At 38.6% G+C, this 16,184-nt stretch carries 15 protein-coding genes; 7 read left to right on the top strand and 8 right to left on the bottom strand.

Going from position 1 to position 16,184, the window contains the following annotated elements; genetic code table 11:
- Positions 1 to 188: 188 nt before the first annotated feature.
- Positions 189 to 1,268: a PrsW family intramembrane metalloprotease gene (locus BDR01S_RS06975; protein WP_066255387.1), complete on the top strand. Its 1,080-nt coding sequence runs from the start codon at positions 189 to 191 to the stop codon at positions 1,266 to 1,268.
- 138 nt (positions 1,269 to 1,406) lie between these two features.
- Here BDR01S_RS06975 and BDR01S_RS06970 read toward each other — a convergent pair whose 3' ends face one another.
- The 4 genes from BDR01S_RS06970 to BDR01S_RS06955 form a co-directional block, all read right to left on the bottom strand.
- The gene (locus tag BDR01S_RS06970) at positions 1,407 to 1,859 is read right to left on the bottom strand and encodes a C40 family peptidase (RefSeq protein WP_066255385.1); all 453 of its coding nucleotides are present in this window, start codon (positions 1,857 to 1,859) and stop codon (positions 1,407 to 1,409) included.
- A gap of 551 nt (positions 1,860 to 2,410) precedes the next feature.
- Positions 2,411 to 3,535 carry a cupin domain-containing protein gene (locus tag BDR01S_RS06965; protein WP_066255383.1) on the bottom strand — a complete coding sequence of 375 codons (1,125 nt, stop codon included), beginning with the start codon at positions 3,533 to 3,535 and terminating at the stop codon, positions 2,411 to 2,413.
- A gap of 79 nt (positions 3,536 to 3,614) precedes the next feature.
- A complete protein-coding gene (locus BDR01S_RS06960) occupies positions 3,615 to 4,565 on the bottom strand; it encodes a fumarylacetoacetate hydrolase family protein (protein ID WP_066255378.1) in 951 nt (316 codons plus the stop codon).
- Between the two features lie 101 nt (positions 4,566 to 4,666).
- Entirely contained in the window at positions 4,667 to 5,428 is a 762-nt protein-coding gene (locus BDR01S_RS06955) for an IclR family transcriptional regulator (RefSeq protein ID WP_066255376.1), read from the bottom strand.
- A 171-nt stretch (positions 5,429 to 5,599) separates the two neighbouring features.
- Here BDR01S_RS06955 and BDR01S_RS06950 point away from each other — a divergent pair, with 171 nt between their 5' ends.
- Together BDR01S_RS06950 and BDR01S_RS06945 are read left to right on the top strand one after the other, a co-directional pair.
- Positions 5,600 to 6,793 carry an FAD-dependent monooxygenase gene (locus BDR01S_RS06950; protein ID WP_066255374.1) on the top strand — a complete coding sequence of 398 codons (1,194 nt, stop codon included), beginning with the start codon at positions 5,600 to 5,602 and terminating at the stop codon, positions 6,791 to 6,793.
- Positions 6,794 to 6,923: 130 nt separating this feature from the next.
- Complete coding sequence (locus tag BDR01S_RS06945; RefSeq protein ID WP_066255372.1) at positions 6,924 to 7,418, top strand: DinB family protein; 495 nt, start codon at positions 6,924 to 6,926, stop codon at positions 7,416 to 7,418.
- Positions 7,419 to 7,778: 360 nt separating this feature from the next.
- On the opposite strand, the gene BDR01S_RS06940 is transcribed toward BDR01S_RS06945, so the two are convergent.
- Together BDR01S_RS06940 and BDR01S_RS06935 are read right to left on the bottom strand one after the other, a co-directional pair.
- Positions 7,779 to 8,702, bottom strand: a complete 924-nt coding sequence (locus BDR01S_RS06940) for a DsbA family protein (protein WP_066255369.1) — start codon at positions 8,700 to 8,702, stop codon at positions 7,779 to 7,781.
- 20 nt (positions 8,703 to 8,722) lie between these two features.
- Positions 8,723 to 9,049 carry a winged helix-turn-helix transcriptional regulator gene (locus BDR01S_RS06935; protein ID WP_335582600.1) on the bottom strand — a complete coding sequence of 109 codons (327 nt, stop codon included), beginning with the start codon at positions 9,047 to 9,049 and terminating at the stop codon, positions 8,723 to 8,725.
- A gap of 246 nt (positions 9,050 to 9,295) precedes the next feature.
- Between BDR01S_RS06935 and BDR01S_RS06930 the strand changes: the two genes are divergently transcribed.
- The 3 genes from BDR01S_RS06930 to BDR01S_RS06920 all read left to right on the top strand — a co-directional run bounded on the left by BDR01S_RS06930 (position 9,296) and on the right by BDR01S_RS06920 (position 11,545).
- On the top strand, positions 9,296 to 10,297 hold the full coding sequence (locus BDR01S_RS06930) for a macro domain-containing protein (RefSeq protein ID WP_066255367.1): 1,002 nt from the start codon (positions 9,296 to 9,298) through the stop codon (positions 10,295 to 10,297).
- A gap of 77 nt (positions 10,298 to 10,374) precedes the next feature.
- Positions 10,375 to 11,028, top strand: coding sequence for a vWA domain-containing protein (locus BDR01S_RS06925; protein ID WP_066255364.1), 654 nt, complete (start codon positions 10,375 to 10,377; stop codon positions 11,026 to 11,028).
- Between the two features lie 160 nt (positions 11,029 to 11,188).
- A complete protein-coding gene (locus tag BDR01S_RS06920) occupies positions 11,189 to 11,545 on the top strand; it encodes a protoglobin domain-containing protein (RefSeq protein ID WP_169801417.1) in 357 nt (118 codons plus the stop codon).
- Between the two features lie 189 nt (positions 11,546 to 11,734).
- Here BDR01S_RS06920 and BDR01S_RS06915 read toward each other — a convergent pair whose 3' ends face one another.
- On the bottom strand, positions 11,735 to 13,309 hold the full coding sequence (locus tag BDR01S_RS06915; RefSeq protein ID WP_066255356.1) for a PucR family transcriptional regulator: 1,575 nt from the start codon (positions 13,307 to 13,309) through the stop codon (positions 11,735 to 11,737).
- 17 nt (positions 13,310 to 13,326) lie between these two features.
- Positions 13,327 to 13,887 carry a 4Fe-4S dicluster domain-containing protein gene (locus BDR01S_RS06910; RefSeq protein WP_066255353.1) on the bottom strand — a complete coding sequence of 187 codons (561 nt, stop codon included), beginning with the start codon at positions 13,885 to 13,887 and terminating at the stop codon, positions 13,327 to 13,329.
- 142 nt (positions 13,888 to 14,029) lie between these two features.
- Between BDR01S_RS06910 and BDR01S_RS06905 the strand changes: the two genes are divergently transcribed.
- The gene (locus BDR01S_RS06905; RefSeq protein WP_066255350.1) at positions 14,030 to 16,081 is read left to right on the top strand and encodes a molybdopterin-dependent oxidoreductase; all 2,052 of its coding nucleotides are present in this window, start codon (positions 14,030 to 14,032) and stop codon (positions 16,079 to 16,081) included.
- Positions 16,082 to 16,184 lie beyond the last annotated feature (103 nt).

Here is a 16,184-nt window from a genome sequence, read left to right as displayed (position 1 = left end):
AATATATAAGCCATCAAATACTAGTGATCATGAATCTAGTGTTTGATGGCTTATTTTAATGGTTGAATTGTATGAAGTAGAGTAAAAACTACCTATCATTGGGTATACTCTTTTTGAGATTGTTATTTCATTTGGTGGATATCTCCATAACATCAATATGCGTTTTGACAACTAAGAGGGGTGAAGTTATGAAATGCCCGCAATGTGTTTATTCCAATCCAGAGGGTGTGAAGTTCTGTTTAAGCTGCGGTGAAAAATTTATTAAGGGTAACACGCAAGAGGAGGATAACAGCTTTTTTTACGAGTTTGCCCACTATGTGGACATGGTTCCAAAATTAGAACAATCGGTTGAACCAAAAATTCAAAATATATTTTCTCGTGTTTTCCGAAATCATAGCGAACTAGAAGCTGAGCGACTGTTTATCGTTGGGACCGCACTTACGACGCCGAAAATTTCCGAAGTAAAAAGCACATGGCCAAAACCTTGGCTGTTTGCAAGGGTGTTCATCATTTCGCTTCTCGCGTTCGTCGGGCTGCACATTGGGTTCAGCTATTTTAGTAATATCAATTTTATACCCGGACTTATTATCGTTGGTGCTTTTGCTGTTCCGTTGACAACGCTTATATTCTTCTGGGAAATGAACGCGCCGCAAAATATCGCATTTTATCGAATTATTTTTGTCGTATTCATTGGCGGGATTGTCTCCTTGTTAGTCGCCCTTGTCTTTTTTGATATTCTTAAGAATATTATTAATCCGATTACGATTGGAATCGCTGAGGAGCTTGCCAAAGCGATTACCGTGATTAGTTTTGTCAAGTATCGAAAATACAGGTATATTCTAAATGGACTTCTCATTGGTGCGGCCGTTGGTGCAGGCTTCGCTGCATTTGAAACAGCAGGCTATGCCTTAAGGGCATTGCTATCCGGGGATACTCAAAATCTCTATACCACGATATTATGGCGAGGGATCTTAGCACCTGGCGGTCATGTGGCCTGGGCAGGCTTAACAGGTGCAGCTTTCTGCAGGGTACAAGGGGATCAGCCCTTTAATCTTAACATGTTATTCCGTGTTAAATTTTTACGTGTCTTTATCCTCGTTGTTTTGATGCATGCGCTATGGGATACTCCCATAACTGGGATGTTTCCTTATGGCCATATTTTTTTAATGATCACTTCATGGATTGTTGTATTTCTACTTATTCGTGCGGGACTTAAGGAGATTAGTGAAAAAATTGAGCTTCAAAGGGGCGGCACCCGTGGCTTCTAATGTGGTGTGGTAAAAATAGAAGCTTCCTAAAATACAAAACCCACTAAAGAAACGAGAGATATGTCTATTAGAAACACTATAAAAAAACAACAAAGTTTACAAAAACAGCCAAAAAAAAGACCATCTATCAGATGGTCTTTAAACGCGTTTGGTTCCAACGTATCTTGGATGCCAATATGAATTGTTTGTACTTGTAATCATGACTCCTCTTGATGAAGAAGCCATAATCATTTTACCATTCCCGACATACATCGCGACATGTGTCGGTCGACTTGCTTTGGTTGGAGCAAAGAACATTAAATCACCCGGTTGGATATTATTATAGATACGATATCCGTTTCCGTAGTACATTTGAGCGGCGGTACGGTTTAGCGTTCTTCCAGCTTTTGCATAGGAATGCTTAACTAGACCTGAACAATCAAAACCACTGGTTGACATTCCACCCCAACGATAAGGTACTCCTAAATTAGACTTTGCAACCGCAACTGCCTTTGTATTATAATAAGCTGCTTCCGCTTTATCACCCCTGTTAGCAAACAAAGAGCCACAAGAAACGATGATGACAAATGCTAGAATGAATTTCTTTAGCATGTTTGTTACCTCCTAGTGTGATTTGATAGTTTTAATATACTAGAGAGCTGTAACAGAGACATCTCAGTAAAATTACAATTACATTACAAGATTATATTGAAATAATTTTGTTAATAGAAAAAACGCTTGGAATAAGTATCCAAACGTTCCGTTTTCGGGTGAATTCTTATGAATAGATACAAGTATTGAAGTATGAATTGGCAAACGTCTCGGTTAGAGGATCAGGTTAAGCACCCAAGCTGCTAAATAGAGGGAAAAATTCCGCTTAATTAGTAAATATAATTAAAAAAAGCTTAAATAGACGGAGAGATTCCGCCTATTTACTCGAAAAATTTGAAAATAGAAGATTTTTCTTTGCATAAGCGGAAAACCTCCCCTTATATACACCGAAATGAGCTCCAATCTGCATCTAACCGGAATATCTCCGCTTATTTTACTTTTGCTGGTTTCGGCACGTACTTTAAGAAAAGCACATCAAAACGGGACCCTTTAAATAAGTATCCAAACGTTTTAGATAATAACAAATTTTCATTATAAAAGTTGCCAATCTATTAACGGAAGTCCGGTTTAAATTCACCCGTAATTTTTTGGTGACCGTTGTTTTCTTCAAATGATTGCTCTTGTTCTAAGTCGAAACGGTTCATAATTGGTAAATCGTTGACTGAGAATAAGTAAGAGTCTTCTGATGCTGAATGTTCATACCAAGCCCAGTTTGGAACGACGAAGTAATCGCCTTTTTTCCAATCGAAGCGAACACCATTAATGACGGTGTGACCTGAACCTTTGTGTACTTGGTAAACGGTTGAGTGAGTATGGCGTAATGCCTTGGTTTGGAAACCATGTGGTAAATGCTGCATTCTCGTGCCTAGCGTTGGGTTCGCCGATTTACCCGTTGATGGGTTAATGTACTCTATTGCATATCCATGGTGTGGATTTGGATCAAATTCCATTAAGCCCTTAATTCCTTCGACTGTAAGATCCCATTTATAATTAGCTAGTGGTGCCACTGTGAATTTATCATCACCGACAGGACGAACCATGCCCCCGCGATAACGAATCTCTGAAAAGTTATCTGGGATATCTGGTTGTTGTAATCCTTCTTCATACGGTTCAAAGAAGGTACCTCCGATTGCGTAAAGTGTAGGAATATCTAAAGCATCCATCCAATACATTGGCTCTGTTCCTAAATGTTCATGCCCATGCCAAAGGCCCTTTGGAGTAATTAAGAAATCGCCTTCTTCCATGAAAACACGCTGACCTTGTACAATCGTGTAGGCACCTGTTCCTTCAGAAATGAAGCGCAAGGCACTTTGGGAGTGACGGTGAGAGGGAGCCTTTTCACCTGGCAATAACATTTGAATCGCTGCATAAATCGTTTGAGTAGTAGATCCCCATCCCCATGGTTGACGATAGGTTAAGCCTGGATTTTGGAAATAAATCGCTCGACGTTCACCTCCGCGTTCCGGTGTGAAAATTTGAGCTGCTTCCGCCATTTTCTTTTTGAGTAATTCATCGCTCCAAAGATAAGCTTGGGCTTGAGGCGTTGGCGATTTGTGCATAATTGCAGGAATTGCTTCCCAAAGAGGTCCTAAGTTGTATTGTTGAATATCTCTTGTGTAATCGGTTACAATTGAGCTTTTCATAAACTCTTGAACTTCTGGATTTACTTCAGCCATTTCTCATTCTCCTTCATTATTCAAGTTTTATAAAGAAAAGGGGAGCAGCCTATGCTGCTTGCCCCCTTGCTAATCCTCATTAAACAGTGGCTAAGACTTCTGTTGACTTGACTTTATTTTCAAGTGCTCCAAGTTTGTCGATTTCAATCCGAACGACGTCTCCATCTTTTAAGAATTGCTGAGGGTTCATCGCAACACCCACGCCACCTGGAGTTCCTGTTAATACTACATCTCCTGGCTCTAACGTCATTAAATTTGATAAGAAAGAGACTAATTTTTGTACTGAGAATACTAGATTCGCAGTATTTGTTTTTTGACGCACTTCACCATTTACTTTTAGAACAACATCTAAACCGGCTGGATTTTGTAATTCATCGGAAGTGACTAAGTATGGTCCCATAGGTGCACTACCATCAACGGTTTTTCCTTGCAGCCATTGAAGCGTACGGCGTTGAATATCGCGATAGGTGACGTCATTTGTAATGGTATAGCCTGCTACATAGTCTAATGCATCTTCTTCGGAAACATTACGGGCTTGTTTGCCCACTACAAAAGTAAACTCTGCTTCATAGTCAAGTTGGTCAGAAATTGGATAATGTGGAATATCATCCTCTGGACCCAAGATGGTATTAGCGAATTTTGCAAAAATAACTGGATTCGATGGGAGTTCACGACCCATTTCTAAAATGTGCTCGCGGTAGTTGTGACCCACACAAATAATTTTGCCTGGTTTTTGAACAGGCGCTTCTACCTTAACATCTTCGCGATTGTAAACTACTTTTTTATCAAATCTTTCAGGATTCGCTAAAATGAAATCGATCGCATTTTGCGCGAGAAGCAGTGATTCTTTCCCACCTTGGTATAACTCGTCTGTATTTTCTGGCACATATGCCTTTGCGATGGCTTCGTATCGGTATTTTCCTTCTGCCCTTAACTGTGCTTGGTAAGCATAGTTTAAGTCGATTACTTGGTTGTCAACGATTGCCCCTGCACGTGTATGCCCAGCGACAGTAAAATTAATAAGTTTCATTGTTGTCCTCCTCATACTCACTATTTGTGAAACTAGTTCACTATTTATAAAAATCTTAAAAGATTTCGTGAAAATTGTCAATATTATTTGTTTTCAGAAATTTATTTTTTAAAACCGAAATACTCTGAAATTTCTTTTGCTACATTGAGAACGTATTGACCAGTCGGATGGTCCGCTGATTTTGGCACGGTCTCCGTTATACCAACAACGGTAATGGCACCGAGTAGTTCATGGTTGAAATTTAAGAGTGGAACACTAAAAGAAGAGACATGTTTTATTAGAGGTTCTGTTTTTGAAGCAAAAAACAACCTCCATGTTTTTTCTTTATCATCTTGAAATTGCTGTAATTCATTTTGATTGAACTTCGATAATTCTTTTTCTTCCCAATCTTTCATAAAGACATTTTTTTCAAAGGTAGAAAAGACGACTCCTGTTGAAGAGGAGAGCGGCAAAAGTGTTCCCATTTGAGCACCGATATTAATTCCATAATCTGCACTTACTATATATGAGATGAGAGGACCTTTGATAGAAGGAACAGCTAGAAGTATAGTTAGGTTTGTGTTCTCAGTGATCTTTTTGAAATAGGGAATCACCACTTCAATTAACGAAGATTGGTTTAAAGCCACATTTCCTAACTGTGCTAATTTATGTCCAAGTGTATACATGTTTGTATGCGGGTGACGATAGATTAAACCAAATTGGGAGAGTGTGGTCAAATATTTATATAGATTACTTTTTGTCATCGAAGTTAGGTTTTGAATATCAGTAAACTTTAGCGGCTGTTTTTCAATGGCTAAGATTTCTAATATGTTTAACCCAATTTGTAATGACTGAATACCGGTAGCTTTCGTTGCAATTGCCATAATGATCCTCCTATTATCAGTTAATTTTGGATAGTGTTGCGGAAATAAAGAAATTTCTAAATTTTTTAAATTTTGTATTGACTAAAAGGTGAAAAATGATTTAAAGTTTACTTATCAGGAACGTTGTTCTCTATTTATAGAATATACTAACTTAAATGGGAGGAATTATCAATGGCAAATGTAAGCGACATCATTATAGTAGGTGGAGGAATCGGTGGTTTAGCAGCAGCTCTATCCATCCAAGAATCTGGTAAATCAATCGCAATTTTCGAGCAAGCACCTGAGTTTGGCGAAGTTGGTGCAGGGATTCAGTTAGCACCAAACGCGTTAGAAGTATTAGATCGTCTCGGTGTAAAGGAAGAAATTTTGAAATATGCTGTTGTACCAAAACGTCTGGTACTTAAAGATGTTTATACTGCAGAGGAGTTAGCAACGCTTGATTTAGGGGAAGCTTTCCAAAAAGAATTCGGTCAGCCATATATTGTATTGCATCGATCTGATTTACACAGAGTTCTATATGAAGCTTGTCAAAAACGAAGCAATATCAAATTCTTTACAAATCAAACGATTCAAACAGCAGAACAAAATGGTGATACATGTACAGTTGTCAACCAACATGGTGAAACGTTTAGTGCTGAAGCTGTAATTGGTGCGGATGGGGTCAAATCAAACATGCGTAAGCTAATGATTGAAGACGAACCCGTAAACTCTGCGTATGTAGCATACCGTGGAACAATTCCAATTGAAGAAGTGGCAAATAACTCAAACTTAGACTTAGATGATGTCATCATGTGGATTGGGCCCAACTTGCACTTAGTACAATATCCAGTACGCCGTGGCGAACTTTACAACCAGGTTGTCGTATTTAAATCCTATGATGCTACTGTAGAAGATTGGGGAAATCCAGAAGAACTTACACGTCGTTTTGAAAATAGTCATCCGAGGGTTCAAAATGCTTTAACTTACATTAACCGTCAATTCCGCTGGCAAATGTATGACCGTCAACCGATCGAAAATTGGACAAAAGGAAACATTACATTATTAGGGGATTCCGGTCATGCCATGCTTCAATATTTAGCACAGGGCGGCGTCCAAGCTTTTGAAGATGCGTTTGTATTAGGTGAGAAATTAAAAGAACATAAATCTTACGAAGAAGCATTTAAAGCCTACCAAGATATGCGGATTCCGCGTTCTGCAATGGTACAAACAACAGCACGTAAATGGGGCGAAATTATTCACGCGGAGAATCCAACGACCATTTCACTTCGTAACTTTATTTTCGAACAACAAAAACCAACCGATTACAAGATTGTTGATTTCTTATATGGCTATTTCAATAAAAATTACAAACGAGTCGATTGCTAATTTACAACTTTACGCAAGAAAGATGCGATAGAGCCAACTCTAGCGCATTTTTTTTAATTTATGTATTATGAAATTATTAATATAAATTATTGAAAGTTCACGATCAGTGAACTGGGGGAGGGCTTATTCTATGGCAACAGCAGTATTGAATGAAAGATTGGAAGCTTTTAAAAAGAGCATAGATGATATCGTGGCGGTCGTAAAAAATACGGAAGAGGCGACGCTTTTCATTAAACCTTCCGAAAACGAATGGTCTGCCATGCAAATTGTTTCTCATATTTTAGAAGCTGTAGATTATTGGGTAGCCGATTTGGAAGCGTTGCTCGTTGTTCCAGGGGCAAAATGGGGACGTAATCATGAACATGTGCGACGGTTAGCTGCAGTAGATGAAAATGTAGTATCTCGTATTAAGAAAGATTATGCTATTTCTAAATTATTAAACTTAGTACCGAAAGTAGAGGCAGCACTTGCTAGAGTGAACGAAGAGGATCTAGTAAAAACAGCTCCAAGTTATAACCCAAACTTTGACGGTAAACCATTATCATTTTTAGTCGACCATTTAATCGTTAAGCACGTAACTGGACATTACGAGCAAATGGTCCGTCATTTAGAAAAAGTTCAATAAACACGAGTACTGGTGTCAGGCACCACTCGGGATACCATGAATTCAGGATATGAAAAAGAGTGCAGTTACTATTCCGCAAGGAAGGGTGACTGCACTCTTTTTTTAGGTATTAAGCTGTGGGACTCTTATACATAATTTACGACTTTTACTACATACTTTTTGACTGTTTCTACATATTTTTAGAAATTCACGATATTTGTTGGATATTAATTGGAAATCTTCATAATGTATGGGTGCTTATTACATAATTTAGGAGTTTTACTACATATTTTTTGATTCTTATTACATATTTTAAGAAACTTACGACATTTACTGGATACTAATTGGAAATCTCCACAATAGTCCTTAGGGCCTCCGTGGTTATTGCTTCACAAAATAGGTTTCACCTAGAATTTCCTTCACTTGATAACTGTTTGCTGAAAGTTCTTTTTCGGCAAAAGCGTTAATTTCTGTTTTTTCAAGATCGTACATGACTTCAATTTCTTTTGAAAATAAAAGTTTTTCTTTTTCAAGCAAGCTAGAAAGGGCCGGTTGTTGTTTAGGTTGGGGATCCGCAGAATCTAGAACTTGTTTTAGTCCGGAAACATAGTATTCCAATGGGCGAGACCCAACAATCTTGACACCTTTATTTTCCTCATTGATCATGACAATCGTTGGAAAGCCTCTGGCACCTAATTTTGCAGCTAGCACAAAATCTTCGTTCAATAATTGCTGTCCGCTTGGCTGCTCCGCTTCTTTAACAATTGCTTCACCATCAAGTCCAAGTTTATTCACAATATCAACTAAAATTGAATGCTCTGCAATATTTTGATTGAATGCGAAAACGGCTTCTCTCACGCGGCGTAAAAACACACGAGCCAACGCTTCATTTTGTTTTTGAATGACTTTGAATACAATAGAAGGGGGATAGGATGAGTGAATCGGGTTGTCATACCAAAGTGAGCCGTCAATTGGCATGCGTGTATATTCACCAACTTCTCTCCAGTGGCCAGCCACATCTGAGGGTTGACCAATTCCATTTGCTGGATCGACAGGTCCATCCCCCCATTTTTCTAGCAATCCTCCCATAACCGTATGGATGGTAAAGTGATCGCCATATTGTTCTTCAAAACGACGGAGAACTGGCTCTAATGCCCAACAGTGAGAGCAGATGGGGTCGGTGACATAATAAAGCTCAATCGCTTTTTTTGGTTGATTAAAGTCAATCATTTCCATGTCCTCGTCTCCCGCACTTCCACAAACCCCTGTTTCCAAATCGCACATCATATTATTTTTGCTATTCATTTTATTCCTCCTATTTTTGATTAAATATGATCTTTAAAATCAATTGCCCAGTTCTGGATCGGCTGAAGGGCAGAAACAAGTGCTTGCCCTTTTTCGGTTAATTTATATGAAATCGTTACGTGTGGTGTATCAATAACGTCTTTCTTAACCAAACCATACTCAATAAGTTCAGTTAACCTCATGGATAAGACTCTAGGGGTAATGTTAGAAATTTCATGAACCATTTCGGTAAAACTGGTTGAGTTGTTTTCACAAAGAGATAAATAGTGAAGGATTAACCCGTTCCACTTTTTACCTAGTATTTGAAATGAGTATTCTAAATATGGGCAAATTTTAATAAAAATCACCTCCACAAAAGTCAAAACAGCTGATATATAAAGTATATCAGATATAAAAAATATATCAATAGGTGAGTGTCAGGCACCAACTCTTTAGAATGTCCAATATATTTCTGTTATAATGAACACTAAAAAGGATGCATTTTAATAGAAGGAATCGGGATTTTATTTAATTTTCTATCATTCTCTTAGTGTGCTGTGGAGGAGAAAAGGAAAAGGGGTCTATTAAAATTTTTTTTGGGGAGAGAAAAACTAATGCCGTTAGAAATTGTTCGCCATGATATTACCAAGATGAAGGTGGATGCGATTGTGAATGCAGCAAATACCTCACTGAAAATGGGTGGTGGCGTTTGTGGTGCGATCTTTCGTGCAGCGGGTGTCCATGAGTTGCAAAAAGCATGTGAAAAACACGGGGAATGCAAGGTTGGAGAAGCGGTTTTGACAGATGGCTTTCACTTGAAGGCAAAATATATAATACATACACCGGGACCTATTTGGCGGGGTGGCTCACATCAAGAAGCAGCACTGTTAAAGGCTTCCTACAATAACTCCTTGGAGCTGGCAAAAAACCATCAATGTGAATCAATTGCATTTCCGCTGATTTCGACGGGCATCTATGGCTATCCAAAGGAGGAGGCATTACAGATCGCGATCTCCTCCATCGGCTCATTTTTATTACATCATGACCTGCTCGTTTATCTGGTGGTATTTGATAAAAATTCTTTCGGATTAAGCCAGAAACTATTTACTTCGATTCATCAATTTATTGATGAGCATTATGTGGAAGAAGTAGAAAGTAGCTTTGAACGTAACAGAGAAGAACAATACATATGGGAATGCCGGCAAGAAGTCGAAATTTTTCAGCAGGATCAGTTAAAAGAGGCAGAGAGTTCCTTAGTAAACCTGTTGGACCAACTCGATGAGTCTTTTTCCGAGCGGTTGCTTCGTTTAATTGATGAAAAAGAAATGACAGATGTTGAGACGTATAAACGGGCGAATATTGACCGTCGCTTGTTCTCCAAAATCAGGAATGGAGCCGAGTATACTCCGAAAAAGAAAACGACGATTGCTTTTGCTATTGCTTTACGATTAAATGTGGAGGAAACGATGGAGCTGCTGGCTGCTGCCGGTTATACCCTGTCACGCAGCAATAAATTTGATGTGATTGTTGAGTACTTTATTCAACAGGCGAATTACAATATCCATGAAATCAATGAGGCCTTATTTGCTTTTGATCAGCCCTTACTCGGTGCCTGAAATGTCGCTTCCCAAGCGACCATTTTGTAATCGATATTTGTTATTCTTTGTTTATCACATAACAAGGGATGATGAATATGAAAAGAAACCTAACAGAATTAGTGTTTATTTTAGATAAAAGCGGCTCGATGGCTGGCCTTGAGGCCGATACGATCGGTGGTTATAATGCAATGTTGAAGAAACAGCAAAAGGCAGAAGGAGAGGCTGTCGTTACGACTTCATTATTTGATCACGATTACGAATTATTACACGATCGAATAAATATAAGAGGCATTTCCCCTATCACTGAAAAAGATTATGAATTAGGCGGAACCACCGCGTTATTGGATGCGATTGGTTTTACAATTCAAAAAATCATCAATGTACAAAAGAGAACGAGTGAGGATGAACGTGCTGAAAAAGTACTCTTCGTTATTACAACCGATGGGATGGAAAATGCCAGCCGTGAATTTACAGTAGGCCAAATCAAAAAAAAGGTTCAGCACCAAAAGGACAAATATGGTTGGGAATTCCTGTTCCTTGGAGCCAATATCGATGCCATTGCAACGGCTGCCCGGTTTGGAATCGGTGAGGATTTTGCGGTTGAATACCACGCTGACCATGAAGGAACCCAATTAAATTATGAAGCGGTGAATGAAGCAGTGGTCAACCTTCGGAGTGGTAAAAAGATTGATCGCAGCTGGAAACAAGGAATTGAAAAGGATTATAATCGCCGGTCGAAGAATAAATAAGGTAATTTTCACTAAAGGGACACCTGCTGTTAAGAGTAACAGAGGTGTCTTTTTTCTTTCATAAAGTACTTTTCTGTGATGTAGGTCACGAATCTAGAATCTCATTTACACTATACTAATAGTAGAAACTACTTCTGTTAAGAAAAAGAGGGAATGAATGATGACTATTGCATTAGAACAGGAACAAGTGAATGAGTTGGTTGACCGCTTTTATGATAAGCTGTTAAAGGATACATACTATGTTAACATGTTTAATGAAAGAAACACTGATATTGAAATGCTGAAAAAACGGCAAAGAGTCTTTATAAATCGCCTTGTTTCCGATGAATCTGTTCAGGAAGAATGGAAGCAAGTCTCACAGGTTAAAGAAAGACACTCCTTTCAAATAGCTCCCGAAAGAGCCGCAGTTTGGTTTGGCAAATTGAAAGAGACGATGGAAGAAATGGACCTTAATGTTCGTGTAAGGGACCTTCTTATAGAGAAAGTTGATTTTTTGTTGAATAAGATTGTAAGATGATTTCCAAAAAAATTTCTTGTTTGGCAGTAGCGTTATACGTAGAACCTAAGCGGCAATAATTGTGCCAAGACTAATCCGAATAACCAAAATAAAGTCAGCATCCTATCAATTGGATGCTGACTTTAAATTTTGGATTAGTATTTCATCAATCCCGAACTTTCCCTTTGAAATGGAAAAAATAGGAGGCGTTTACTTTAGAATTTTCCTAATCTTTAGGGCCACGAAGATCTTTAGCATGTCTTCCATCTGATTAAAGTCAACATTTAAGATAGATTCCAGCTTTTTTAAGCGTTTCCGTAACGTGTTTGGGTGAATATAGAGTTGCTCAGCGGTTTGATTAATATCACCATTGTGATTATAAAATGCTTCCAATGTGACCATATAAAAATCATCATTCTCTTCATCTAAAACAATCAGTTCACCCAATGTTGCTTCAAAGTATTCGTGTAATAAGTCATTATGAACATTTGAGAGGAGTCTTGCGATTCCAATATCTTCAAAATGTCGCACGGAACGATGTCTAGATTCATACTTTCCTAATTCTAGTGCAACCTTTGCCTCATAAAAACTCCGAAACAATTGCATATTGGATGGGTAATGACGTCCTAACCCAATTTGACATTCGATTGTATCCAGAGAATGTTCAATTTCCTTGTGAATTCTATTTGCTAAAACAAGCATTCGCTCTTTCAATTCTTTAGGCGTATGATCAGGCGTATCAAAAACAATCATGACGATATTACCTTGAATGGGGAAGATAATTGCTTGTAGAAAGGCGGCGGAAATGAGCGAGCGTATTTTTCGCATGATTGCATCTAAATCGACATTCCCGTTTGGAAAGTCTGTTTTTCTATCTAACCTCATTACCATTAATTGGGTGGTCTTTGTGAAATCCCAGCCCCACTGCTTTCCTTGTTGGATTAATCCATTCTCAGATTCTAAATTATTATATAGAAGATTGTAGAGAAATAGTTCCTTGTAGGATCGATGTGCTTGCTTTACAGCATCTTCCTTCATTAAATAGGAAATGATGGCTGGAATGGCATGGATGATCTGTTCAATGCAAATGTCAATCATCATGCCTGGTAGTTCTTGTAAAAGGATAAATCCACATCGTTTTTCCCCAGATTGTAAATGAAATAGAAGATAACGACCTGACTCATTTTCAACGATCTTAAAAGCTTCTTTTTTATTTTTATATGGCTGATTGGAAAGAGATTTTACTAATGCCACTTGACCACTGGTTGCAGGAGATTCATTTCCAGAATGAAACTGGAAATCCTCGTCTAGCAACAGGACATTTTGACCTAGAAATACACAAAGCCGCTGCAGTAGCCCGGGTAATCCACGCTCATTCATCAATTGCAGCCAATAGCTGGTAGAACGTTCCCAAATATATTGAAACAGGCCGATACTTTTAAGATGCTTTAGATCAGCAATCTTTTGTTTAATACTTTCAGGGTTCTGTTCATTTATCATTAAGACTGGTTTCTTGTAGGAATCAGCGGTCTCCATAAACGTGGTTGGGATCAACAGGTCATCATTTCCATAGAGAAGAATTCCCTGAACGTCTTGATTAGAAAGGTACTCAGGCAATTGCATGATTGTACTCTGTGTTTTGGCAAGAAGTAATAAGGATGGTTCCTCAAGACTGATTGAATGATTTTGAACAATCGAAAAAGAGCGCTCCTTTCCCTCCCAACCACCCATTATTTCGGCATGTATAAAAGGAGGGGCGCTTATGATTTCTTGAATGGTGAGCATATTTTTTAGGGACTCCTTTATCGACACCAAAAATGCTGGATATCTTCTTTTTTCTTATGAAAGCGAATCGAAGGATTTGTTATTTTTTTCATTTCAAATCCATAAATGGACTTATCATAATCAGCGTTCTTAGGATCGTTAATGTCTATGATTTCAAGTGCTTTAACCGGGCAGGCTGAAACACAGATGGTGGTTTTCCCTTGCATCTGTCGATCATAACACATATCGCATTTATCCGCCTTCGCTGTCAGGGGGTTCATTTTAATGGCATCAAAAGGACAGAAGATTACACATTTCCCACACCCTGAACACTTTGCTTTATCTATCATCACAATTCCGTTAGGCTTCTTTTTAATGGCTCCTTCTGGGCAGGCAGGCATACATGCTGGATTTTCACAGTGATTACAAGCCATGGAAAAATGATGAAAACTATGGCCCATTTTATTATCTTCATCTTCTAAAGAATGGATATTTCTCCGGAAGGAGTCTTCATGTCCATGCTCATTTTTACAGGAAAATTCGCAGGAACGGCAGCCTAAACACTTTTCAATATGAACGAGAAATCCTAGTTGTTTCATAAAATGATCACCTTTTTGCCTTTTGTCGGTCTTTCATATTCGGGTTTTCCCTATATACTTAGTATATATGTTTCATAAACAAGAAATCGCGATAAATGTAACAAGTTTAGAACAATTTGGACATTGAAAAGGGGAATGCATAATGGACCAAACCTATTCAATTACTCGTCATGTATGTCCGCGCAATTGCTATAGCACATGCAGCATTCTCGGTTATACGAAAAATGGACACTTACAAAAGGTTACCGGCGACCACAAGCACGGCTATACAAAAGGGTTGTTATGTGCGAAGGGCTACAATTATATCAATAATGTTTATCACCCTGATCGTCTGAAATATCCTATGAGACAGTATCCTCGTGGAAGTGGTCAATGGCAGCGCATTTCCTGGACTGAGGCTATTGACATCATCGCGGGAAAAATAATCGAGCTTAATCACCGGTATGAATCCAATCTGTCTCTAGCACTAAATAAATATTCAGGGAACATGGGTATATTGCATCATGCGATGGAAGGATTCTTCAACGGGTTAGGAAAAACTTCGAGAGCTGTAGGGAACCCATGTTGGTCTCCAGGAATGGATGCGGTTTATTATGATTATGGTGAACATCAAACATCCGATATGCAGGATATTCTTCATTCTGAAACGATTATTCTCTGGGGGATTAATCCGGTATGGACATCGATTCATTCGCTGAATTATATATATGAAGCACTAAGACGAGGGGCGAAAGTGATAACCATTGACCCCGTCTATACAGAAACGGCAAAAAAATCAGACACCTATATCCAAATTAAACCTGGAAGCGATGGCGCTCTTGCTACTGCGATTGCAAAATACATCCTCGAACATGATTTATTTGACCGTGAATTTATTGACCAATACACGGTTGGCTGGGAAGAATTAAGAGATTATATTGATCAGCTTTCAATGGAAGAAGCCTTAAATCAATGTGGACAAACAATAGAAGCGATTCAATTCCTGGCAGAGAGACTGGCCAAACATAGGCCAGTCTATATTTGGATGGGATTTGGGATGCAGCGCCATCGAAATGGCGGACAAAATATTCGTGCCATTAATGCGTTAGCAGCAATGACAGGGAATATTGGCCGTCAAGGCAGCGGGGCTCAATTTGGACAGCGAGCCACTTGGAAATTTACTTATCATATTCTAAACCCTTTTCCAGATGATAAAAGAAATAAAGCGGGGGTACGTCCATTAGATATAAATGATTTTGCGAATGATTTACAAAAACAACAGGATCCACCTGTGAAATTTCTTTGGATTACCTGCAGAAATTTGTTAACTCAAAGTGCGAACGTCGAAGAATTAAAAAAGGCACTGCAAACCTTGGAACTAATTGTTACGGTTGAACATTTCATGACTGAAACCACCCAATATTCAGACCTGGTTTTGCCTGCAACGACTCAATTTGAAGAGTGGGATATTGTTGCGAGCTATTGGCATCATTGGATCAGCATCAACCAGCCGGCCATCGAGCCTTATTATGAAAGTAAGAGCGAGTTAGAAATTGCCCGTTTGCTGTCAAAAAAATTAAATGAATACAAGGATCATTTTAGTGCTTTTCCAACTGACATGGAGGATGAGCAATTTATTGAACAGGAATTTACTGATGAATTTTATCAAGCCCTTCATATTAAAGATTGGCGTGAATTACTAAATGGTCCACGCAGGGTTGATGTCCAAAAAACGGCATGGGGGACCATGGAATTTAAGACACCCTCTGGAAAAATCGAACTCTTTTCCAAACAGGCTTTGGATAATCAACTTTCTCCATTTGGGATGGGGTTAATGGAAAATGGATCTAATCCTCTCTTTCCGTATATTTTGTTATTAAATCATGAACCATTTCGGATTAATTCTCAATTTCAAAATTTAACCTCATTTAAGAAGATCAGTAGGGAGCCGTGCATTTATCTTCATCCGTTACTAGCCAAGGAAAAAGGCATTCAACGTTATTCAATGATGAAGGTGGTTAGTGAAAAGGGAGAAATCACGATTAGAGCCAATTTCTCTACTGATTTGAACCAGCAAACACTTGTGATCTTTCCGAATCATCCGCTTGTTAATAAACTAATATCCTTTACTGCAGCCGACATGGGGAAGGTCATGACAAGCGGGAAAGGGAATGCATTAAATGACCTACACGTGAATATAACCAAATTGTGCTGAAGTGAATGGATTAAGCTTTCGATCATCTTAACGGAAAGCTTAATCCTTTTTTTTGATTTAAAATGTGTCTAAAATTTTGTGAAAGTATGAGCAAACTGTGACG

It is taken from the genome of Neobacillus drentensis NBRC 102427 (genome assembly GCF_001591445.1).
Classification (GTDB): Bacteria; Bacillota; Bacilli; order Bacillales; family Cytobacillaceae; genus Neobacillus; species Neobacillus drentensis.
Note: the sequence above shows the minus strand (reverse complement) of the source record. Positions and strands in the feature narration are given on the sequence as shown.